Here is a 19,592-nt window from a genome sequence, read left to right on the forward strand (position 1 = left end):
TCGGCGTCAGCGCCCACCTGTTCCCTGTATCGGTTTCCCATGACAGAAAAAAAGCAGAAAAGAATTCTCCTGTTGAGCGTCTCGGCCGGCGCCGGCCATCTGCGCGCGGCGCAAGCCATCGAGGCGTATGCCATGCAGGATGACGGCGAGGGGAGTGCCGCCATCGCCAGCCACCTCGATGTGATGGATTTCGTCACGCCCGCGTTCCGCAAGCTGTACACGGATTTTTACATCAAGTTGGTCAACAAGGCGCCCGCGCTGTGGGGCTATCTGTATCACGCCACCCACGATGCGCCGCGCGACAGCTCGATGCAGCGTTTGCGCCGTGGCATCGAGCGCCTCAACACGCGCGCCCTGATGGCGCAGATCGCCGCCTTCCAGCCCGACGCCATCATCTGCACGCATTTCCTGCCGGCCGAACTGCTGTCGCGCGCGCTGCGCCAGGAACAGCTGGCCTGTCCCGTGTGGGTACAGGTCACGGACTTCGACTTGCACCGCATGTGGGTGCACGAACGGATGCACGGTTATTTTGCCGCCACCGACGAGGTGGCGTTCCGCATGCGCCACGAAGGCATCCCCGCCGAGAGCATCCACGTGACGGGCATCCCCATCATGCCCGCGTTTGCGCAGGTGCCCGAGCGCGTGCAGTGCGCGCAGGCGTTCGGCCTCGACCCGCGACGCACGACGATTCTGCTGATGGGCGGCGGGGCGGGACTGGGCAGCCTTGAAACGGTCGCCGCGCGCCTGCTGGCGTTGCCGGGTGACTTCCAGCTGATCGTGCTGGCGGGGAAAAACGCCGCCGCGCTGGCGGCGCTGCAGGATCTGGCCGGCCAGTATCCGGGCCGCCTGCTGGCGCAAGGCTTTACCGGCGAAGTCGAGCGCCTGATGGCGTGCGCCGACCTGGTCATCACCAAGCCGGGCGGCCTGACCACCTCGGAATGCCTGGCGCTGGGCTTGCCCATGATCGTCAATGCGCCGATTCCCGGCCAGGAAGAGCGCAATGCCGACTATCTGCTGGAGCAAGGCGTGGCCCTGAAGGCATTCGATGGCGTGACCCTGGAATACCGCGTGCGCCTGTTGCTCGATCATCCGCAGCAGTTGCAAGCGATGCGCGCGAAAGCGCTGGCGCTGGGCCGCCCGCGCGCCGCCTGCGACGTGCTGGCGCTGGTGCTGGACGACGGCCGTGCTGGCGCCGTTCTGCAATAACAAGGAAGCCATGATGTTGCATGCAGTACTGTTGACCTTCGCTCTGGGGCTGGCTAGCGCGCCGGCCGGGGCACAACCATCGCCGCCACGCCATCCGGACTGGGCGACGCCGCTGCCGCAGGTGTCGAACCTGCACCAGGTCACGCCGGGCCTGTACCGCAGCGCCAGGTTGGACAGTGCCGACGTGGCCCAGTTGCAGGCGCTGGGTGTGAAGACCGTGATCAGCCTGCGCTCCTTCCACGCCGATACGCAGGTGCTCGATGGCAGCGGCATCCGCGCCATCCGCATTCCCATCAATACCTGGGCCATCGGCGACCGGCATGTGATAGCGACCATGCGTGCCATCCGCGCCGCCGGGCAGGATGGGCCCGTACTGCTGCACTGCCTGCACGGCGCCGACCGCACGGGCCTGATGGCCGCCATGTACCGCATGCTGTACCAGGGCTGGCCGCGCGAGAAGGCGATCGATGAGCTGAAAAATGGCGGTTACGGCTACCACGCCGTGTGGAAAAACATCGAACGCTATCTGTCGCGCGTGAATCTCGACGAACTGCGCGCGCGCATCGACGCTCCGCAGCCTTGATCCCCGCCGGCGCGCCACTTCAGGCATGATTGCGATTCCAATCACGTTTTTCCGGAATCCGCATGGAACACCACAGCTTTCTCATCAACATACTGTTTTACCTGGTGGCGGCCATCATCATGGTGCCGCTGGCCAAGCGCCTGGGCATGGGCGCCGTGCTGGGCTACCTGGTGGCCGGCGTCGTCATCGGACCGTGGGGCCTGGGCCTGATCAAGAATGTCGAGGTGATCCTCAGCTTTTCAGAATTCGGCGTGGTGCTGCTGCTGTTTTTGATCGGCCTGGAGCTCGAACCCAAACGCTTGTGGCTGTTGCGCCGGCCCATTTTCGGCTGGGGCGGGGCGCAGGTGGGCGTCGTCAGCGCGGGGCTGTGCGCCGTGGCCATGGCCTTCGGCGTGGACTGGCGCACGGCGCTGGTGGGCGCGCTGGGGCTGTCGCTGTCGTCGACGGCCATCGTGCTGGCCACCCTGGGCGAACGAAAACTGATGAGTACGCCGGCCGGTTCCGCCGGCTTTTCGATTTTGCTGTTCCAGGATATCGCCGCCATTCCCATGATCGCGCTGGTGCCGCTCTTGGGCGGGCTGGTCACGCATAGCGGCGAACCGGGCTGGCTGCGCGTGGCCAAGCTGGCCGCCGTGCTGGCTGCATTGGTGATCGGCGGGCGCTTCCTCGTCAACCCTATCCTGCGCTTCATCGCCAAGACGGACTTGCGCGAAATCTTCACGGCCTTCGCCCTGCTGCTGGTGATCGCCATCTGCGTGCTGATGGAATCGGTGGGCTTGTCGATGGCGCTGGGCACCTTCATGGCGGGCGTGCTGCTGGCCGATTCCGAATACCGCCATGAGCTCATTTCCGACCTGGAGCCGTTCAAGGGTCTGCTGCTGGGCCTGTTCTTCATCGCCGTCGGCATGTCCGTCGACTTCGGCGTGCTGCGCGCGCAGCCCTTGCTGATCCTGGCCCTGGTGGCGGGTCTGCTGGTGGTCAAAATCGCCTTGCTGTACCTGCTGTCGAAATTCTTTGACATTCCTCGCGGTCAGCAGCTGTTCTTCGCGCTGCTGCTGTCGCAAGGGGGCGAATTCGCCTTCGTCGTGTTTGCCGCCGCCGAAGCCGCGCACGTGTTCGCGCCGCAGACGGCCGCGCTGCTGGTCGTGGTGGTGACCCTGTCGATGGTGGCCACGCCCTTGCTGCTGCTGGCGCACGACAAGTTCATCGCGCCGCGCCTGCAAGGCGACAAGAAGCGCCGTCCCGACGACCATATCGAGGCGCAGGACAACCCCATCGTCATCGCCGGCTTTGGCCGTTTCGGCCAGATCATCGGCCGCCTGCTGGCGGCCAACAAGATCGGCGTGACGGTGCTCGACCACGATCCGGACCAGATCGAGCTGCTGCGCAAGTTCGGCTTCAAGGTGTTTTATGGCGACGCCACGCGCGTGGACCTGCTGGTGGCGGCCGGCATCGAGAAGGCGAAGGCGCTGGTGATCGCCATCGACAATGTGGACGACAGCCTGGCGCTGGTCGACGCCGTGCGCCTGCGCCTGCCACAGCTGACGATATTGGCGCGCGCGCGCAACGTCACGCATTACTATGAATTGATGAAGCGCGGCGTGACCATCATCGAGCGCGAGACGTTCGCCGCGGCGCTGCTGCTGGGCGAGCAGACCTTGCAGCAGGTGGGTTTCAGCGCGGAACGGGCGCAGCGCGCGGCCGGCATCTTCCGCGCGCATAACCTCAAGACTCTGCTGGAAGTGGCGCCGCACTTCCAGGACCAGCAAAAAGTCATGTCCCTCACGCGCCAGGCGCGCGAAGAGCTGGAAGACATGTTCGAGAGCGATGCGGCGGCGTTCGCGGCGGCGGAAGTAGAAAATGGTAGGTCGGATTAGCGCGCAAGCGCGTAATCCGACAACATTGTTGGCGCTGAACGTGGTGGTGTCGGCTTACGCGCTTTGCGCTAAGCCGACCTACGGCTTATTTCCCCCGCTTCGCTTCAATCGCCTCGATCTGGTCCATGATGCCGTTCATGCGCGCCACCAGCGCCTGGTACGGTTTCGGCGAGGCCAGATCGACGCCGGCCGCCTTCACCAGCTCATACGGGTAGGCCGAGCCGCCCGCGCCGAGCATCGTCAGGTAGGCGGCTAGCGCGCCCGGCTCCTTGTCGAGGATGCGCTGCGCGAAATCCTGCGCCGCCGCGATCGAGGTGGCGTACTGGAACACGTAGAAGCCGTGATAGAAATGCGGCACATACGCCCATTCCAATGCGTAGGCGGGGTCGATGCTCATGACGCCCTGCGCTTCGCCGTGGTAGCGCTTGAGGATATCGGCATAGATGGCCGTGATCTCTTCGCCCGTCAGCGCTTCTCCCTTGTCCACCTTGGCGTGGATGGCCGCCTCGAATTCGGCGAACATGGCCTGGCGGAAGAAGGTGCCGCGCAGGTTTTCCAGCGCCGCGCCCAGGTACAGCAGGCGCTCGTCGTCATCCTTGGCCTGTTTCAGGCGCGCGTCGAGCAGCAGCGCCTCGTTCGTCGTCGAGGCGATTTCCGCGACAAAGATGCTGTACGGCGCATAGATCGATGGCTGCGCCTTGTTGGCCAGCACCGAGTGCATGGCGTGGCCCCATTCGTGCGTCAGGGTGCTGACGGCTTCGTAATTGTCCGTGTAGTTGAGCAGCACGAACGGATGCACGTCGTACGCGTCGCCATTCATGTAGGCGCCCGCCACCTTGCGCGGGCGCGGGTACACATCCATCCAGCGCGCGTCCACGGCGGCAGTCAGCGCCGTCACATAGTCGGGGCCCAGCGGCGCGACGGAGTCCAGCATCATCCGCTTGCCGTCGGCCAGCGGGAAGCTGCGCTCGCTTTTCAGCAGCGGCGCATAGACATCGTAGTAGGCCAGGTCCTTGACGCCCAGCATGCGCGCGCGCAGCTTGAAGTAGCGGTGCAGGGTGGGCAGGTTGGCATTGGTTTGCGCGATCAGGGTCTGGTAGACGGCCGGCGGCAAATGGTCGGCGTCGAGCGCGGCGCTTTGCGAATCGGGGTAATGGCGCACCTTCGCATACGCGGCATCTGTTTTGAGCTGGCCGTACAGGGTTTCGCCGAACGTGCGCTCATACTCTTTCCACTTGCCGAAAAAGGCGTCGAACACCAGCTTGCGGTCGTCGCGCCGGTCGTCGCCGCGGTATTTGGTGTACGCCGCCTGGTCGAGCCGCACTTGCGTGCCGTCCGACAGTTTCACGGTCGGCCACGGGATTTCCGCATTGGCCAGGGTACGGTAGACGCTGGCGGCCGAACCCGTCGCCAGGCCGAACTGCGCCACCAGCTGTTCGCCGGCCGCGTCGAGCGTGTGCGGCGCGCTGCGCAGCATGTTGCTCAATTGAAAACGGTACAGCTGCAAACCCTGGTCCTTGGCCAGCATGGCATCGATGCGCTTGCTGCCCAGGGCGAGGATTTCCGGCTGCAGGAAGGTCGTCGCCTGGGTGAAGTCGTTGCCCAGCAGGGCGGCGCGCTGGTTCAGCTGGTTGCCCTTGCTGTCGCCCGTATCCTGGTCATAGTACTGCGCCGCATAGGTGGTGAGCGTGTTGACGCGCTTGCGCGCCTCGGCGACCAAGTCCAGGCAGCTTTTCAGGCGGGCCGGCGAGGCTGCCAGTTGCCCCTTGCAGGCGCCCAGTTGCCGCAACTGGGACGACAGCTTTGTCGCGTCGGCGTCGAAGGCGGCGTCGCTCGCGTACAGCGCCGTCAGATCCCAGCGGTCGGCCTGGCGGTCGGTGGGAGCGGCGAAGGCGGTGGCGAGGCCGAGGGCCAGCAGGGAGAACAGCAGGGGGCGCTTGAGCGCGGATGGCGTCATGGTTCATTCCAGTGAGGTTGTCGGAAGAATGCGTGCTGACCGCCGGGCAGGAATGCGCGCGTGACACATCGCGTACCGGCAGAGCTGACTACGGTACATCAAATGGCGGCAGGGGGAAAGAGGAGGGATGCCGCCACCTGGACGGTGGCGGCGAAACAACACGGGCTTGTAACAGTGGCTTACAGCGCTTGCAGCGGGATCGTGCCGAACGTGGTCGGCGTCGAGCACGGCTCTTCGTCGAAGGCGATGTCGCCCATCGGGTTGGCCAGGCCATCGGCCTTCAAGTCCTTGAAGCCGAACAGTTTCGGGTCCATCAGGTGCGACGGCGCCACGTTCGACAGCGCCGAGAAGATGCTTTCCACGCGGCCGGGGAATTTCTTGTCCCATTCGCGCATCAGGCCCTTGATCTGCTTGCGCTGCAGGTTTTCCTGCGAACCGCACAGGTCGCATGGGATGATGGGGAAGCCCTTGACTTCCGCATAGCGCTGCGTGTCTTCTTCCTTCACGTACGCCATCGGGCGGATGACGATGTGCTTGCCGTCGTCCGATTGCAGCTTGGCCGGCATGCCCTTCAGTTTTCCACCGAAGAACATATTCAGGAAGAAGGTTTCCAGGATGTCATCGCGATGGTGGCCCAGGGCGATCTTGTTGGCGCCCAGCTCATCGGCCACGCGGTACAGGATGCCGCGGCGCAGGCGCGAGCACAGCGAGCAGGTGGTCTTGCCTTCCGGGATCAGGCGCTTGACGATGCTGTAGGTATCCTGGTTTTCGATGTGGAAGGCCACGCCCAGTTCCGTCAGGTAGGCGGGCAGGATTTCCGGCGGAAAATTCGGCTGCTTCTGGTCGAGGTTGACGGCGACGATATCAAAATGAATCGGCGCGCGTTCGCGCAAGGTCATCAGGATGTCCAGCAGCGCGTAGCTATCCTTGCCGCCGGACAGGCACACCATCACCTTGTCGCCGTCTTCGATCATATTGAAGTCGCCGATGGCTTGCCCCACCAGGCGGCACAAGCGCTTGTGCAGCTTGTTGTTTTCCAGGGCGATCTTTTCCGCCTTCTTGCGCGCCAGTTTCTGCGCTTCCACATTGGCCGGAAATTCCACGGCCGTCGTCGTTTCCATCACTGCGGCATTGCTCATGTTGTTCATGCTTCATCCTTGATCTTGAATACTTCCACGCCCACGCCTTCGCAGTCGGGATACACGTCCGGCTTCATGCTCGACACGCGCGCGGCGCGCACGCGCGGGTGCGCCAGCATGGCGGCGAGCACGTCGTCGACCAGGCTTTCCTGCAGCTGCACGTGGCCTTGCGCCATGCGTTTGGCGATGGTTTCGCGCATGAAGTCGTAGTCGACCACTTCTTCCAGCTGGTCATCCTTGGGCGTCGACAGGGCCAGGGGAATGTACAGGTCGACGTTGATGAGGACGCGCTGCTCGCCCTTTTTCTCGAAGTCGTAGACGCCGATGTTGATGAGGATTTCGTAATTGCGCAGGAACAGGCGGCGGCAATCGGCCAGGCGAGGGTGGTACAGGGCGGACGACATAGTTTTACCTTTTAGGGGATGCTGGAATGCTGGTTGTTTGGCAGGACTGCTGATTATTTGGTCAAAAACATGACGTCGCGCGGCAAGCCGATCAAATGCTGGCCGCCATCGACCAGCAGGGTCGTGCCCGTCAGCGCGCGCGCGCCGGCCACGTAACAGACGCAGTCGGCCACATCCTCGGGCGTGCTGGAGCGTCCCAGCGGCGTGTTTTCATGCGCCTTGGCAAAGTTCGCTGCCGTCTGCTCGCCGGAGACCATGGTGATGCCGGGGGCGATGCCCACCACGCGCACTTTCGGCGCCAGCGCCTGGGCCAGCATGGTGGTCGCCGACAGCAGCGCCGCCTTGGACAGGGTGTACGACAAAAAATCAGGATTGAGATTGTACAGTTTTTGATCGAGCAGGTTGATGACCACGGCTTGCTCGCCTGCCGGGGTGGCCTGGTACAGCGCCTGCGCCAGCAGGATGGGGGCGGCCAGGTTGGCGTGCATGTGGGCGTCGAGCGCCGTGACGGAAAAATCGCCCGCATTGTCGTATTCAAACAACGATGCGTTGTTGACCACGCAAGTAACCGGCCCCAGCGCCGCCTGCGCCTGCGGCAGCAGCTGGCGCACGGCGTCTTCCTGCGCCAGGTCGCAGGGGAACGCTTGCGCGCGGCGGCCCAGCGCGACGATTTCCGCCACCAGGCTGAGTGCTTCCTCGCGCGAGTGGCGGTAATGGACCGCGATATCCCAGCCGTCGCGCGCCAGGCCCAGCGCGATGGCGCGGCCGATACGGCGCGCGGCGCCCGTGACGAGGGCGACGCGGGGAGTGCTGTCGAATGGCGTTGTCGTTGCTTCTGTCATGTCTTTGCTATGGTTGAGATATTCGGTGGATGCCACACTGGCGGCATGCGCCGTCGATTCGCTACAATGCGGGTATGTCTCTTCCCGTACCCGATAGCGACGCGCTGGCCGCGTCCCATGCCTTGCAGCACCAGATTGCCGCCGAAATCGCGCGCAATGACGGCGCCATTCCCTTTGCCCGCTTCATGGAGCTGGCGCTGTATGCGCCTGACCTCGGCTATTACAGCGGCGGCGCCGCCAAGCTGGGCAAAGATGGCGATTTTACAACCGCACCGGAGATTTCGCCCCTGTTCGGCGCCACCCTGGCCCATGTGGCAGCCGCTATTATGGCGCAAACGGCCCCGCGCATCCTCGAATTCGGCGCCGGCACGGGCAAGCTGGCCTGCGACATCCTGACGGAAGCGGCCAGCGCCGGCATCCATGTGGAACAGTATGCGATCGTCGAGTTATCCGGCGAATTGCGCGCGCGCCAGGAACTGGCGCTGGCCGCCTTCCCGCAAGTGGTGTGGTTCGACGGTTTTCCCGACAGTTTCGAGGGCGCCGTGTTCGGCAATGAAGTGCTCGACGCCATGCCCGTCAACCTGATCAGCAAGACCCCCGCCGGCTGGTGCGAACTCGATGTCAGCATCGCCGATGGCCAGTTCGTGTTTGTCGAACGCCCGGCCGGTGCCGACGTGGCCGCGCAGATCGCCGCCCAGGTGCCCGAGGCCGAGGCCTTGCCCGTCGGCTATGTCAGCGAAATCCACGGCGTGGCCTGCGGCTTCATGCGTTCGCTGGCGCGCATGCTGACCAATGGCAAGGGCGGCGCGGCCGTGCTGTTCGACTATGGCTTTCCGGCGCACGAGTATTACCTGGACTTGCGCGCCACGGGCACCCTGATGTGCCACTACCGCCACCATGCCCATGCGGAACCGTTTTTTCTGCCCGGCTTGCAAGACATCACGGCCCACGTCGACTTCACGGCCATGGCGGTGGCGGCGCAGGACGCGGGCCTCGATGTGCTCGCGTACATGAACCAGGCGTCCTTCCTGCTGGGCGCTGGCATCGGCGACTTGCTGCTGCGTACCGATCCTGAACAGGTCAAAACGTACTTGCCGCAGGCCAGCGCCGTGCACAAGCTGGTCTCGCCGGCCGAGATGGGGGAATTGTTCAAGGTGCTGGCGGTGGGGCACCGCGTGGAGTTGCCGGAAGCCTTGTTGTCCGCTGACCGCAGTCATCGCCTGTAAGCGCTGCAATATCAAGGCAGGGCAGTGTCGCCCTGTAATTTCCTGTCCGCCGGTGGTTATTATCTTGTCATATCGTTTATGATGACCGACACAGCACGGTTCCATCCTGCAAGAACCCGTCGCCGCGCACCGATTTCAAGATAGAACGATGGGAAAGATACATACACACTATGACAACCTGAAGGTGGCGCGCCTGGCGCCGCAGGAAGTCATACGTGCCGCGTACAAAGCCCTCAGCCAGAAATACCACCCGGACAAGAATCCCGGCGACGAAAAGGCCGCCCGCATCATGGCGATCCTCAACAGCGCCTATGGCACCTTGTCCGATCCGCAACGCCGCAGGGAACACGACGAGTGGATCGCTGCCGAGGAGTGGGAAATCGAATGGCTGGAAAGCACCCATCACGAAGAAGGCAAGGGCCGCGATGGCCGCGCGAAAAGCCATCCCCAGCCGCATGAACATGCCTGGGCGCAGGATGTGCCGCCATCCAAGGGCAAGCCGCGACGCGGCCTGCAGCCCGTCTGGCGCAACTGGCGCTGGTGGCTGAGTCTGCTTGTCTGCCTGTTGCTGGGCTGGTTGGGCGCCTTGCTGATGCTCGATACCTCCCAGCCCGTGCCGGCCGCGCTGGCAACGGCCTGGAGCGGGCTGGCCCGCGATGGCGCCCAGCCCCGTGCGCCAGCGGCCAGCGCCGCGCTGCCGTCATCGAAAGGCGAGGCCGTGGCAGTCGACAGCTGGGCGGTGGGCAAGCCGTATGCGCCGGAACCCCAGGAAGCGAAGACGCCCGAGATCCGCGTGCTGGCCGTTTCCCAGCTGAGCCTGAAACCGATCCAGCCCGCCTGCGATGGCGCAGGCAAGGCCGAGCCGGCATCGCTGGTGGCGCCAAATGGCGAGCCCTGGCCGAGGCATTCCGGCTATGTCGATGGCTTCCTGATCGGTAACAAGGGCGAAGAGCTGGCCATCAGCATCGACAACAGCCACAATGCCGCGCCCATGTTCGTCAAACTGTATGACACGGAGCGGCGCTCGAACGTGCGCTATCTGTACATCCTCGCGAACGACAAACTGCTGGTGGAACAGCTCAGCGCTGGCAAGTATGAAGTGCGCTACCAGGCAGTCGGGCCGGGCCAGGACAATTGTGGCGGCAGCACGCGGGGCGGTGCATCGGCGCCGGCGCCGGCCGTTGGCGAAGAGAGCGCGAAGAATCCTGTTGTAAGCAGCATCTAATCTGATTATGCTTGATATGCGTCAACGCAGCGTTCACATCGACCTTATCCCTTAGGAGTATTCATGACCGACCTCACAGCCGATGCAGATGATAACTGGCTGCTCGACGAAGATGAGCCGGTGGCCAGTCCTGCCGGGCTGGCCGCGCCCGACCAGCGCCTGTGGCGTGTCCTGATCGTCGATGATGATGTCGATGTGCATGCGGTCACGCGGCTGGCGCTGCGCAATGTCAGTTTCAAGGGCCGCGAACTGGAACTGTTCTCTGCCTACAGCGGCCGCGAAGCGTATGACATCTTGCGCGACACGCCCGATATCGCGCTGGTGCTGCTCGACGTGGTGATGGAAACGGATGATGCCGGCCTGATCCTCGCCAAGCGCATCCGCGCCGACCTGAACAACGCCATCGTGCGCGTCGTGCTGCGCACGGGCCAGCCGGGCCAGGCGCCCGAGCAGCGCGTCATCATCGAATACGACATCAACGATTACAAGGCCAAGACGGAACTGACGACGCAGAAGCTGTTTACCACCGTCATCTCGGCCTTGCGTGCCTACGAGAGCCTGATGATGCTCGAGCGCAGCCGCATTGGCCTGGGCAAGATCCTCGCCGGCGCCACCAATCTGTACCAGATCCATTCGCTGCGCGAATTCGCTTCCGGCGTACTCAACCAGGTCAGCGCCATCCTCGACGTGGGTGCCGACGGCGTGCTGTGCCTGATGCAGGGCGGTGCCGGGCGGCCTGAGGTGGTCGCCGCCACGGGCACGTATGCCATGCTGGCCGAGTCGGAAGCCATGCCGGCCGAGCATGCGCTCACCGCCACCATCGCCAAGGCGTTTGCGGAAAAGCGCAGCCAGTTCGAGCATCCGGCCAATGTGCTGTTCATCCATACGGAAGGCAACCGCGAGCTGGCCATCTCCGTCACGCCGCCGTGGCCGCTGGCGCAGATCCAGCGCGACTTGCTGGAAGTGTTTTGCCAGCGCATCGCCGCCGCCTTCGACAACCTGTACATGTTCGGCCAGCTGCGCAAGGCGCAGGAAGCGACCGTGGTGGCGCTGGCCGACCTGGCCGAGTTCCGCGACAGCGACACGGGCGGCCATGTGCGGCGCGTGCAGCTGCTGTCCGAGGCGATCGCGCGGCGCATGCAGCAGCGCGGCGTGTACCCGGATGAGCTGACGCCGCAGCTGCTCGACATGATCGGCCTGGCCAGCATCTTGCACGACGTGGGCAAGGTGGCCACGCCGGATGCCGTGCTGCTCAAGCCGGGCAAGCATACGGACGAGGAACGGGCGCAGATGCAGCTGCATGCCGGCGTCGGGCGCACCATCCTCGAGCGGGCCGCCAACATGGTCGACGGTGTCAGCTACCTCACGTATGGCGCGCAGATCGCCGGCGGCCACCACGAACACTTCGATGGCGCCGGCTACCCGAATGGCCTTGTGGGACGCGATATTCCCGTGGCCGCGCGCATCGTTGCCGTGGTCGATGTCTTCGATGCCTTGCTGCACGAGCGGCCCTACAAGGAGCCATGGCCGTATCCGCAGGTGCGTGAATACATCGAACAGCGCAGCGGCAGCCAGTTCGATCCGGAAGTGGTGACGGCGCTGCTGGAGCTGATCGACCACGAGCCGCAACTGTGGCATCCGGAGCGCGCCACCACCTGAGTTGGCGTTTTTCGGCAGCACACCATTCCCTTGCGCGCGGCGCCGTCATATACTCGGCTGCCTCATGCTGGCTGGCGCCACGCACCAGTGTGGCGCGCCGCGGAGTTTTCGGACATTACGACATGAAAGAACTCAAGGGCCTCAGCGCACTGATCATCGAGCCGCATCCGGGCATGCGCGCCAGCCTGCACAATATGCTCAACCTGTGCGGCCTGGCGAAGATCGATGACGCGGCCAGCTCGGGCCAGGCGATCCGCATGCTGGGCAGCAAAGCGTATGATCTGATCCTCTGCGAATACGACCTCGACGGCGGGCAGGATGGCCAGCAGATGCTGGAAGACTTGCGCCACCATAAATTGATGCATGCGTCGACCATGTTCTTCATGGTCACGGGCGAAGGCAGCTTTGCCAAGGTAGTCAGCGCCGTCGAGCTGCTGCCCACCGATTACATCCTCAAGCCCTTCACCGCTGAGAACATGCTTGAGCGCATCGGTCGCGCGCTGGACAAGCGCAATGCCTTCGTGCCCGTGTATGCACTGATCGACGTGGGCAATGAGCGCGCGGCGATTGCCGCCTGCGCCGAGGGCGCCAGCCTGTATCCCCGCTACGCCACCGATTTCCTGCGCCTGCGCGCGGAATTGCATTTGCTGCTCGGCGAGGCGGCCGACGCCGAGCCGATCTACGCCGCCCTGTACCAAGCCAAGTCCATCGGCTGGGCGCGCCTGGGGCAGGCCAAGACGCAATTCCTGCTGGGCGAGTACGCGGCGGCGCAGGGCACGCTGGAAGGGTTGCTGGAAAACAATAAGCGTTTTCTTGACGCGTATGACTGGCTGGCGCGCACGCACTTGGCGCAAGGCAAGCCGGAACTGGCGCAGGCGGCCCTGAGCGAGGCCGTGGCCCTGTCGCCGCATGCCGTGCGCCGCTTGCGCCGGCTGGGCGAGGCGGCCCTGGCGGCCGATGATATCGAGATGGCGGAAAAAGCCCTGAAGCTGGTGGTCAGCAAGGCCAAGTATTCGGAGTTCCGTGACCCGGAAGACCATGTGCGCCTGGTGCAGACCCTGGTGCGCAAGGGCGACCCGCTACAGGTGGGCGCCGTGATCCGCGACCTCGACAAGTCGATGGGCGGACAAAGGAATGCGGAGCTGTGCAGCGCCCTGTGCGGCGCCATGTTGCATGCGCATACGGGCAACGAGGAGCGCCTGCAGCAATCGCTCGACGCCGCCCTGGCCGCCAACCGGCATAGCGTGGGCAGCTCGAATACGCTGAAAACGGAGCTGGCGCGCCACTGCCTGGCGCACGGGCGCGAAGACGGCGCAGCCGAGGTGATGCGTGAAGTCATGCGCAATGCGCCCGACAGCGCGGCCATGACGCGCGCCATGGCCGTGTTCGAGCTGGCGGGGCGCGAGGAGTTGGCCAAGGCGCTGGCGCGGCAAAGCCGCCAGGAAGTGGCCGATATGGTGGCCGCGGGCGCCGCCAGGGCGGGCGAAGGCGATTTCCGCGGCGCCGTCAATCTGATGGGCGAAGCCGTCACGCGCCTGCCCGACAATCCGCAAGTGGTCTTCAATGCGGCCGTGGCGGTACTGAAATGCCTGGAACACGAAGGCTGGGATGAGCGCATGGGCCAGCAGGCGCTGACGTTTATTGCCGGTGTGCGCCGTCTGGACCCACGCAACCCCAAATTGCCCGTGCTATCGGGCTTGCATCAGCAGTTGTTGCGTAAATATAAGCCCCTTGGCAACGCCTGGATGCATCCGCCTGACGCCCGGTGACACGGAGAAATACGGGGCGAATGACGGAAAAATGCGGCTTGCAGCCGGGGGCGATAAAAAAATGCGAAAAAAAGCCGACTTTTTCGCGCCAACCCTTGCACATTCTCAAATCGGGAGCTTATAATCACGCCCCGAAGCAGCCAACTTCTTCTTTATACGCAAATGCAGCAGTCAGGCATCAGTAAATAAGGTTGACAGTTGTGAGTAGATGCTTCATACTCTGCGGTTCCCGCGGAGGGGTGGCCGAGTGGTTAAAGGCGACAGACTGTAAATCTGTTCTCTATGAGTACGCTGGTTCGAATCCAGCCCCCTCCACCAAGTTTTTGCAAGGAAAACTGGGTAGTAGCAAAGTAATAGCAAGTAAGTGAAGAAAAGTGAACGATACCTCGCGGGTGTAGCTCAATGGTAGAGCAGAAGCCTTCCAAGCTTACGACGAGGGTTCGATTCCCTTCACCCGCTCCAGTTTCCGTTCAGATGCTTGATGCATCGCATGCAACAAATTACAGCCCTTGTAGCTCAGTGGTAGAGCACTCCCTTGGTAAGGGAGAGGCCACGTGTTCGATCCACGTCAAGGGCACCAGAATTCGCAGCAGGCAGCACAGAAGCAATTCAAACCAGACCGTCGGGCGTGTGCCTGAGCAATCTAATCAAATCATTAGGAGTTCAAAATGGCAAAAGGTAAATTCGAACGGACCAAGCCGCACGTCAACGTCGGCACCATCGGCCACGTCGACCACGGTAAAACCACGCTGACCGCTGCAATCGCAACGGTTCTGTCGAAGAAATTCGGCGGCGAAGCTAAAGCATACGACCAGATCGATGCAGCACCAGAAGAAAAAGCGCGCGGTATCACGATTAACACCGCCCACGTCGAGTACGAAACGGCATCGCGTCACTACGCGCACGTTGACTGCCCAGGCCACGCCGATTACATCAAAAACATGATTACCGGTGCCGCGCAGATGGACGGCGCGATCCTGGTATGCTCCGCAGCTGACGGCCCAATGCCACAGACCCGCGAACACATCTTGCTGGCCCGCCAAGTTGGCGTTCCATACATCATCGTGTTCCTGAACAAGTGCGACCTGGTCGACGACGCAGAGCTGCTGGAACTGGTTGAAATGGAAGTGCGCGAGCTGTTGTCGAAGTATGAGTTCCCTGGCGACGACGTGCCTATCATCAAAGGTTCGGCACGTATGGCGCTGGAAGGCAAAGAAGGCGAAATGGGCGTGGATGCAGTGTTGCGTCTGGCCGATGCCCTCGATTCCTACATCCCGACGCCAGAGCGCGCTGTTGACGGTGCTTTCCTGATGCCAGTGGAAGACGTGTTCTCGATCTCGGGTCGCGGTACCGTGGTGACCGGTCGTATCGAGCGCGGCATTGTCAAAGTCGGCGAAGAGATCGAAATCGTCGGTATTATCGATACCGTCAAAACGACTTGCACCGGCGTGGAAATGTTCCGCAAACTGCTGGACCAAGGTCAAGCAGGCGACAACGTTGGTCTGCTGCTGCGCGGCACCAAGCGTGAAGACGTGCAACGTGGTCAAGTTCTGGCCAAGCCAGGTTCGATCAAGCCGCATGCGCACTTCACCGGCGAGATCTATGTTCTGTCGAAAGACGAAGGCGGCCGTCATACGCCATTCTTCAACAACTATCGTCCACAGTTCTACTTCCGCACGACGGACGTGACTGGTTCGATCGAGTTGCCAGCAGACAAAGAAATGGTTATGCCAGGCGATAACGTGTCGATCACCGTCAAGCTGATCAACCCGATCGCGATGGAAGAAGGTCTGCGCTTCGCTATCCGTGAAGGCGGTCGTACCGTCGGCGCCGGCGTGGTTGCAAAAATCCTCGCATAAGGAAATGTTATGCTTCCACCCGGGGCGTCCTGGGTGGTAGAATAGCACTCCTCGAAAGTTTTACGTAGGGACGTAGCTCAATTGGCAGAGCGTCGGTCTCCAAAACCGAAGGTTGGGGGTTCGATGCCCTCCGTCCCTGCCACCGTCAAGGTGCAGGGCACCGAAAGTAGAAAAATGTCAAATCAATCCGTGCAAACCGTTAGCACGTCGAGTGACAAGATAAAAGTCGCGCTGGCAATAGTGGCTGCGATTGCAGGAGTAGTCGGGTTTTATTACCTGGCAGGCCAACCAGCTCTGGTGCGTGCAAGCGCGCTTGTGGCTGGTTTGGTTATTGCTGTTGCACTCTTGTATATCTCGACGACCGGCCGTGAATTTCTCAATTTCGCCAAAGAAGCTGTGCGCGAAACCAAGAAAGTCGTTTGGCCTACCCGCAAAGAAGCCACGCAGATTACTGCGATCGTGTTTGCCTTTGTGCTGGTCATGGCGATTTTCCTGTGGGGCACGGATAAATTGCTCGAGTTTTTGTTGTATGACGTAATTCTGGGTTGGAAAAAATAATGAGCGAAAATGTGCATGATGAAGCAGCGGACGAGTCCGTTCCGGGCGACGCTCCGGTAGCGGACACTGGTGCAGCGCTGAGCGTGCCAGTCAGCAGCAAGCGCTGGTATGTCGTGCATGCTTATTCCGGCATGGAAAAAAGCGTCATGCGCGCACTGACCGAGCGCATCGAGCGCGCGGGCATGCAAGACCAGTTCGGCCAGATCCTGGTGCCGATCGAAGAAGTGGTCGAAGTCAAGAATGGTGTGAAGTCCGTCACCGAACGTCGTTTCTATCCTGGCTATGTGCTGGTTGAAATGGAAATGACGGACGAGAGCTGGCACTTGGTCAAGAACACCAGCAAGGTTACCGGTTTCATTGGTGGCAAGTCGAACAAGCCGACGCCGATCTCCGCGCGCGAAATCGACGGCATCATGAAGCAGATGCAGGAAGGTGTTGAAAAGCCCCGTCCAAAAACCTTGTACGAAGTGGGCGAGCAAGTGCGCATCAAGGATGGTCCGTTCACCGATTTCAACGGCAATGTCGAAGAAGTCAATTATGAGAAATCCAAAGTGCGCGTCTCGGTCACCATCTTCGGCCGCGCTACTCCGGTGGAGCTCGAATTCGGCCAGGTCGAAAAAGTTTAAGTCTGTATCAAGCGCCACCAGGAGCGTCGCGGTAGTAACAGCGAAATCCGGTCAGAGGAGCCCCGCCAGGGTAGGATCGGCGGGGCGCTACTACTCAATCCAAGATAGGAGCCATCATGGCAAAGAAAATCATTGGTTTTATCAAGCTGCAAGTACCAGCTGGTAAAGCAAACCCATCCCCACCAATCGGTCCAGCTCTGGGTCAACGTGGTCTGAACATCATGGAATTCTGCAAAGCCTTCAATGCACAGACCCAAGGTCTGGAGCCAGGCATGCCGATTCCAGTCGTGATCACCGCGTTTGCGGACAAGTCCTTCACGTTCGTGATGAAGACGCCTCCAGCAACCTACCTGATCAAAAAAGCTGCTGCGATCACCAAAGGTTCGCCGAAGCCACATACCGACAAAGTCGGTACGCTGACCCGCGCACAAGCTGAAGAAATCGCTAAATTGAAAACCCCTGATCTGACCGCTGCCGACATGGATGCTGCTGTACGCACCATCGCTGGTTCCGCTCGTTCGATTGGTATCACGGTGGAAGGTGTTGTATAATGGCTAAGTTATCCAAACGTATCAAGGCTTTGAAAGCCAAAGTCGACCGTACCAAAGTGTACGCTTTCGACAACGCTGTCGCTCTGATCAAAGAGTGCGCAACGGCCAAGTTCAATGAATCGATCGACGTATCGGTACAACTGGGTGTTGATCCTAAGAAATCCGACCAAGTGGTGCGCGGCTCCGTCGTGCTGCCAGCTGGTACCGGCAAAACCGTACGCGTGGCAGTCTTCGCGTCGGGCGAAAAAGCAGAAGCCGCTAAAGCAGCTGGCGCCGACATCGTTGGTATGGAAGACCTGGCTGAGCGTATCAAAGCCGGCGACATGCCTTTCGATATCGTTATCGCTTCGCCAGATACCATGCGTATCGTTGGTACCCTGGGTCAGATCCTGGGCCCACGCGGCATGATGCCTAACCCGAAAGTTGGCACTGTTACTCCTGACGTCGCTACCGCCGTGAAAAACGCGAAAGCCGGTCAAGTTCAGTACCGTACCGACAAATCCGGTATCATCCACGCTACCATCGGCCGTAAATCGTTCGCTGACGCAGATCTGAAATCGAATCTGGTCGCACTGATCGACGCACTGAACAAAGCCAAGCCAGCATCGAGCAAAGGCGTGTACCTGCGCAAAGTTTCGCTGTCGTCGACCATGGGCGCTGGCGTCCGTGTTGACCAGACTAGCCTGGCAGCTTAAGTAAAGAATCAAGTCCTGTGGCGCCTGCGGGCGCTGCGGGCGCATCTTTGGGCTGTCTGTCCGGTGTTCGCACCAGGCAGGCAGACAATCAAAGACCGTTGGGCCGACTGCGATCGCACATGCAGAAGGTTAATAGGCTTGCCGGCAACGGCAGGTGCCCAACGCAGATGGTGTACCCGAACAAGTTTTGTAGTCCTCATGCTGCGTGAATTCATCCGCTCAGTTTAGTACTTCTTGACTTCGGACGCCGTGTTCGAACCGATGCAAGGCGCTCAACCACTCGGTTGTGATTGCCGAACATCATTTAAGGAGGTTGACCGTGAGTCTCAATCTGAATGACAAAAAGGCCGTCGTCGCCGAAGTTTCCGCACAAGTAGCAAATGCGCAAACGATCGTCGTGGCCGAATATCGTGGCATCCAGGTTGGTCACTTGACGCAACTGCGTGCTAAAGCGCGTGCCCAAGGCGTGTACCTGCGTGTGTTGAAAAACACTCTGGCTCGTCGCTCCGTTGAAGGTACCGCATTCGCCAGCCTGGCAGATGCCATGACCGGCCCGTTGATCTACTCGATCTCGGCCGATGCCGTTGCAGCAGCTAAAGTCATCGCTGACTTCGCTAAAACCAACGACAAACTGGTCATCAAAGCAGGTAACTACGCAGGCAAGCCGCTGGATACAGCTGCTGTCACCGCGTTGGCGAGCATTCCTAGCCGTGAAGTCCTCATTTCGCAGTTGTTGGGCGTTATGCTGGCTCCGGTTTCGGGCTTTGCACGTGGTCTGGCTGCCCTGGCAGCGAAAAAAGGCGAAGGCGCCGAAGCTCCTGCAGAAGAAGCAGCAGCAGAAGAAGCCCCAGCAGCCGCTTAATTGCGCGCGCTTTTTTCTCTCAGTACCAATCTGATGTAACTAACGTAATAAATTTAGGAGTTTCAAAATGGCAATTAGCAAAGACGATATCCTGGAAGCAGTTAGCGCCATGTCCGTAATGGACCTGAACGACCTGGTTAAAGCATTCGAAGAAAAATTCGGCGTGTCCGCAGCAGCAATGGCTTCGGCCGGTCCTGCAGCAGGCCCAGCAGCAGCTGCTGAAGAACAAACCGAATTCAACGTCATTCTGGACAGCTTCGGCGCAAACAAAGTTGGCGTCATTAAAGCAGTTCGCGAAATCACCGGCCTGGGCTTGAAAGAAGCTAAAGACCTGGTCGATGGCGCACCAAAAACTGTGAAAGAAGCAGTGTCGAAAGCTGACGCTGAAGCAGCACAGAAGAAACTGGTAGAAGCCGGCGCAACCGCTTCGATCAAGTAATATCTGTACCGGCGGCAGTTAGCGCCCGAGTCAAAGTCTGAGGTTTCCCCTCGCAAGGGGGGAAATCCGACTTTGGCTCCTTTGTCGTCTGCATCGTATTTGTCATGTAGTTGCA

At 61.4% G+C, this 19,592-nt stretch carries 18 protein-coding genes and 4 tRNA genes; 18 read left to right on the plus strand and 4 right to left on the minus strand.

The genetic code is table 11. The features are described 5' to 3' along the window. Positions 1-39 precede the first annotated feature (39 nt). From ACP7DW_RS10595 to kefC, 3 genes are all read left to right on the plus strand, one after another. A complete protein-coding gene (locus tag ACP7DW_RS10595; protein WP_426055009.1) occupies positions 40-1,206 on the plus strand; it encodes an MGDG synthase family glycosyltransferase in 1,167 nt (388 codons plus the stop codon). A gap of 13 nt (positions 1,207-1,219) precedes the next feature. After that, positions 1,220-1,789: a dual specificity protein phosphatase family protein gene (locus ACP7DW_RS10600; RefSeq protein WP_426085204.1), complete on the plus strand. Its 570-nt coding sequence runs from the start codon at positions 1,220-1,222 to the stop codon at positions 1,787-1,789. Positions 1,790-1,851: 62 nt separating this feature from the next. Beyond that, on the plus strand, positions 1,852-3,666 hold the full coding sequence (gene kefC / locus ACP7DW_RS10605) for a glutathione-regulated potassium-efflux system protein KefC (protein WP_426055007.1): 1,815 nt from the start codon (positions 1,852-1,854) through the stop codon (positions 3,664-3,666). A gap of 85 nt (positions 3,667-3,751) precedes the next feature. Here kefC and pepF read toward each other — a convergent pair whose 3' ends face one another. The 4 genes from pepF to ACP7DW_RS10625 all read right to left on the minus strand — a co-directional run bounded on the left by pepF (position 3,752) and on the right by ACP7DW_RS10625 (position 8,008). Then, positions 3,752-5,623 (minus strand): oligoendopeptidase F, encoded by a 1,872-nt coding sequence (gene pepF, locus ACP7DW_RS10610; protein WP_426055006.1) that lies wholly within the window; start codon positions 5,621-5,623, stop codon positions 3,752-3,754. Between the two features lie 179 nt (positions 5,624-5,802). Further along, complete coding sequence (gene ttcA, locus ACP7DW_RS10615; RefSeq protein ID WP_426055193.1) at positions 5,803-6,744, minus strand: tRNA 2-thiocytidine(32) synthetase TtcA; 942 nt, start codon at positions 6,742-6,744, stop codon at positions 5,803-5,805. Positions 6,745-6,767: 23 nt separating this feature from the next. Further along, the gene (locus ACP7DW_RS10620; RefSeq protein ID WP_099760963.1) at positions 6,768-7,166 is read right to left on the minus strand and encodes a dihydroneopterin aldolase; all 399 of its coding nucleotides are present in this window, start codon (positions 7,164-7,166) and stop codon (positions 6,768-6,770) included. 53 nt (positions 7,167-7,219) lie between these two features. Beyond that, entirely contained in the window at positions 7,220-8,008 is a 789-nt protein-coding gene (locus tag ACP7DW_RS10625; RefSeq protein WP_096233358.1) for an SDR family oxidoreductase, read from the minus strand. Positions 8,009-8,082: 74 nt separating this feature from the next. Here ACP7DW_RS10625 and ACP7DW_RS10630 point away from each other — a divergent pair, with 74 nt between their 5' ends. The 15 genes from ACP7DW_RS10630 to rplL all read left to right on the plus strand — a co-directional run bounded on the left by ACP7DW_RS10630 (position 8,083) and on the right by rplL (position 19,477). Further along, positions 8,083-9,234 carry a class I SAM-dependent methyltransferase gene (locus tag ACP7DW_RS10630; RefSeq protein WP_426055005.1) on the plus strand — a complete coding sequence of 384 codons (1,152 nt, stop codon included), beginning with the start codon at positions 8,083-8,085 and terminating at the stop codon, positions 9,232-9,234. Positions 9,235-9,382: 148 nt separating this feature from the next. Beyond that, on the plus strand, positions 9,383-10,459 hold the full coding sequence (locus ACP7DW_RS10635; RefSeq protein WP_426055004.1) for a J domain-containing protein: 1,077 nt from the start codon (positions 9,383-9,385) through the stop codon (positions 10,457-10,459). Positions 10,460-10,522: 63 nt separating this feature from the next. After that, positions 10,523-12,118, plus strand: coding sequence for a DUF3369 domain-containing protein (locus ACP7DW_RS10640; protein ID WP_426055003.1), 1,596 nt, complete (start codon positions 10,523-10,525; stop codon positions 12,116-12,118). Positions 12,119-12,240: 122 nt separating this feature from the next. Then, entirely contained in the window at positions 12,241-13,887 is a 1,647-nt protein-coding gene (locus ACP7DW_RS10645) for a response regulator (protein WP_426055002.1), read from the plus strand. Positions 13,888-14,120: 233 nt separating this feature from the next. Continuing rightward, positions 14,121-14,205: transfer RNA gene (locus ACP7DW_RS10650), tRNA-Tyr, on the plus strand. Positions 14,206-14,275: 70 nt separating this feature from the next. Next, positions 14,276-14,349 (plus strand) — tRNA-Gly (locus ACP7DW_RS10655). Between the two features lie 43 nt (positions 14,350-14,392). Continuing rightward, a tRNA-Thr gene (locus ACP7DW_RS10660) sits at positions 14,393-14,467 on the plus strand. Between the two features lie 88 nt (positions 14,468-14,555). Then, positions 14,556-15,746 (plus strand): elongation factor Tu, encoded by a 1,191-nt coding sequence (tuf, locus tag ACP7DW_RS10665; protein WP_070345915.1) that lies wholly within the window; start codon positions 14,556-14,558, stop codon positions 15,744-15,746. A 66-nt stretch (positions 15,747-15,812) separates the two neighbouring features. Continuing rightward, positions 15,813-15,888 (plus strand) — tRNA-Trp (locus ACP7DW_RS10670). Between the two features lie 32 nt (positions 15,889-15,920). After that, a complete protein-coding gene (gene secE, locus ACP7DW_RS10675; RefSeq protein ID WP_035823944.1) occupies positions 15,921-16,304 on the plus strand; it encodes a preprotein translocase subunit SecE in 384 nt (127 codons plus the stop codon). After that, positions 16,304-16,930 carry a transcription termination/antitermination protein NusG gene (gene nusG, locus ACP7DW_RS10680; RefSeq protein WP_034753130.1) on the plus strand — a complete coding sequence of 209 codons (627 nt, stop codon included), beginning with the start codon at positions 16,304-16,306 and terminating at the stop codon, positions 16,928-16,930. The genes secE and nusG overlap by 1 nt, the downstream gene beginning before the upstream one ends. 116 nt (positions 16,931-17,046) lie before the next feature. Next, positions 17,047-17,481, plus strand: a complete 435-nt coding sequence (gene rplK / locus ACP7DW_RS10685; RefSeq protein WP_034753131.1) for a 50S ribosomal protein L11 — start codon at positions 17,047-17,049, stop codon at positions 17,479-17,481. Then, on the plus strand, positions 17,481-18,176 hold the full coding sequence (gene rplA, locus ACP7DW_RS10690) for a 50S ribosomal protein L1 (protein WP_071079797.1): 696 nt from the start codon (positions 17,481-17,483) through the stop codon (positions 18,174-18,176). The genes rplK and rplA overlap by 1 nt, the downstream gene beginning before the upstream one ends. Positions 18,177-18,495: 319 nt before the next feature. Further along, positions 18,496-19,038: a 50S ribosomal protein L10 gene (gene rplJ / locus ACP7DW_RS10695; protein WP_029496119.1), complete on the plus strand. Its 543-nt coding sequence runs from the start codon at positions 18,496-18,498 to the stop codon at positions 19,036-19,038. 67 nt (positions 19,039-19,105) lie between these two features. Further along, the gene (gene rplL, locus ACP7DW_RS10700; RefSeq protein ID WP_010394320.1) at positions 19,106-19,477 is read left to right on the plus strand and encodes a 50S ribosomal protein L7/L12; all 372 of its coding nucleotides are present in this window, start codon (positions 19,106-19,108) and stop codon (positions 19,475-19,477) included. Positions 19,478-19,592 lie beyond the last annotated feature (115 nt).

It is taken from the genome of Janthinobacterium sp. PSRC1-1, assembly GCF_049897525.1.
Lineage (GTDB): Bacteria > Pseudomonadota > Gammaproteobacteria > Burkholderiales > Burkholderiaceae_D > Janthinobacterium > Janthinobacterium tructae.

What these genes read in the sequence shown, in the direction of transcription:
- ACP7DW_RS10595 (WP_426055009.1), top strand. Translation starts at nt 40, where the DNA reads ATGACAGAAAAAAAGCAGAAAAGAATTCTCCTGTTGAGCGTCTCGGCC.
- ACP7DW_RS10600 (WP_426085204.1), top strand. Translation starts at nt 1,220, where the DNA reads ATGTTGCATGCAGTACTGTTGACCTTCGCTCTGGGGCTGGCTAGCGCG.
- kefC (WP_426055007.1), top strand. Translation starts at nt 1,852, where the DNA reads ATGGAACACCACAGCTTTCTCATCAACATACTGTTTTACCTGGTGGCG.
- pepF (WP_426055006.1), bottom strand. Translation starts at nt 5,623, where the DNA reads ATGACGCCATCCGCGCTCAAGCGCCCCCTGCTGTTCTCCCTGCTGGCC.
- ttcA (WP_426055193.1), bottom strand. Translation starts at nt 6,744, where the DNA reads ATGGAAACGACGACGGCCGTGGAATTTCCGGCCAATGTGGAAGCGCAG.
- ACP7DW_RS10620 (WP_099760963.1), bottom strand. Translation starts at nt 7,166, where the DNA reads ATGTCGTCCGCCCTGTACCACCCTCGCCTGGCCGATTGCCGCCGCCTG.
- ACP7DW_RS10625 (WP_096233358.1), bottom strand. Translation starts at nt 8,008, where the DNA reads ATGACAGAAGCAACGACAACGCCATTCGACAGCACTCCCCGCGTCGCC.
- ACP7DW_RS10630 (WP_426055005.1), top strand. Translation starts at nt 8,083, where the DNA reads ATGTCTCTTCCCGTACCCGATAGCGACGCGCTGGCCGCGTCCCATGCC.
- ACP7DW_RS10635 (WP_426055004.1), top strand. Translation starts at nt 9,383, where the DNA reads ATGGGAAAGATACATACACACTATGACAACCTGAAGGTGGCGCGCCTG.
- ACP7DW_RS10640 (WP_426055003.1), top strand. Translation starts at nt 10,523, where the DNA reads ATGACCGACCTCACAGCCGATGCAGATGATAACTGGCTGCTCGACGAA.
- ACP7DW_RS10645 (WP_426055002.1), top strand. Translation starts at nt 12,241, where the DNA reads ATGAAAGAACTCAAGGGCCTCAGCGCACTGATCATCGAGCCGCATCCG.
- tuf (WP_070345915.1), top strand. Translation starts at nt 14,556, where the DNA reads ATGGCAAAAGGTAAATTCGAACGGACCAAGCCGCACGTCAACGTCGGC.
- secE (WP_035823944.1), top strand. Translation starts at nt 15,921, where the DNA reads ATGTCAAATCAATCCGTGCAAACCGTTAGCACGTCGAGTGACAAGATA.
- nusG (WP_034753130.1), top strand. Translation starts at nt 16,304, where the DNA reads ATGAGCGAAAATGTGCATGATGAAGCAGCGGACGAGTCCGTTCCGGGC.
- rplK (WP_034753131.1), top strand. Translation starts at nt 17,047, where the DNA reads ATGGCAAAGAAAATCATTGGTTTTATCAAGCTGCAAGTACCAGCTGGT.
- rplA (WP_071079797.1), top strand. Translation starts at nt 17,481, where the DNA reads ATGGCTAAGTTATCCAAACGTATCAAGGCTTTGAAAGCCAAAGTCGAC.
- rplL (WP_010394320.1), top strand. Translation starts at nt 19,106, where the DNA reads ATGGCAATTAGCAAAGACGATATCCTGGAAGCAGTTAGCGCCATGTCC.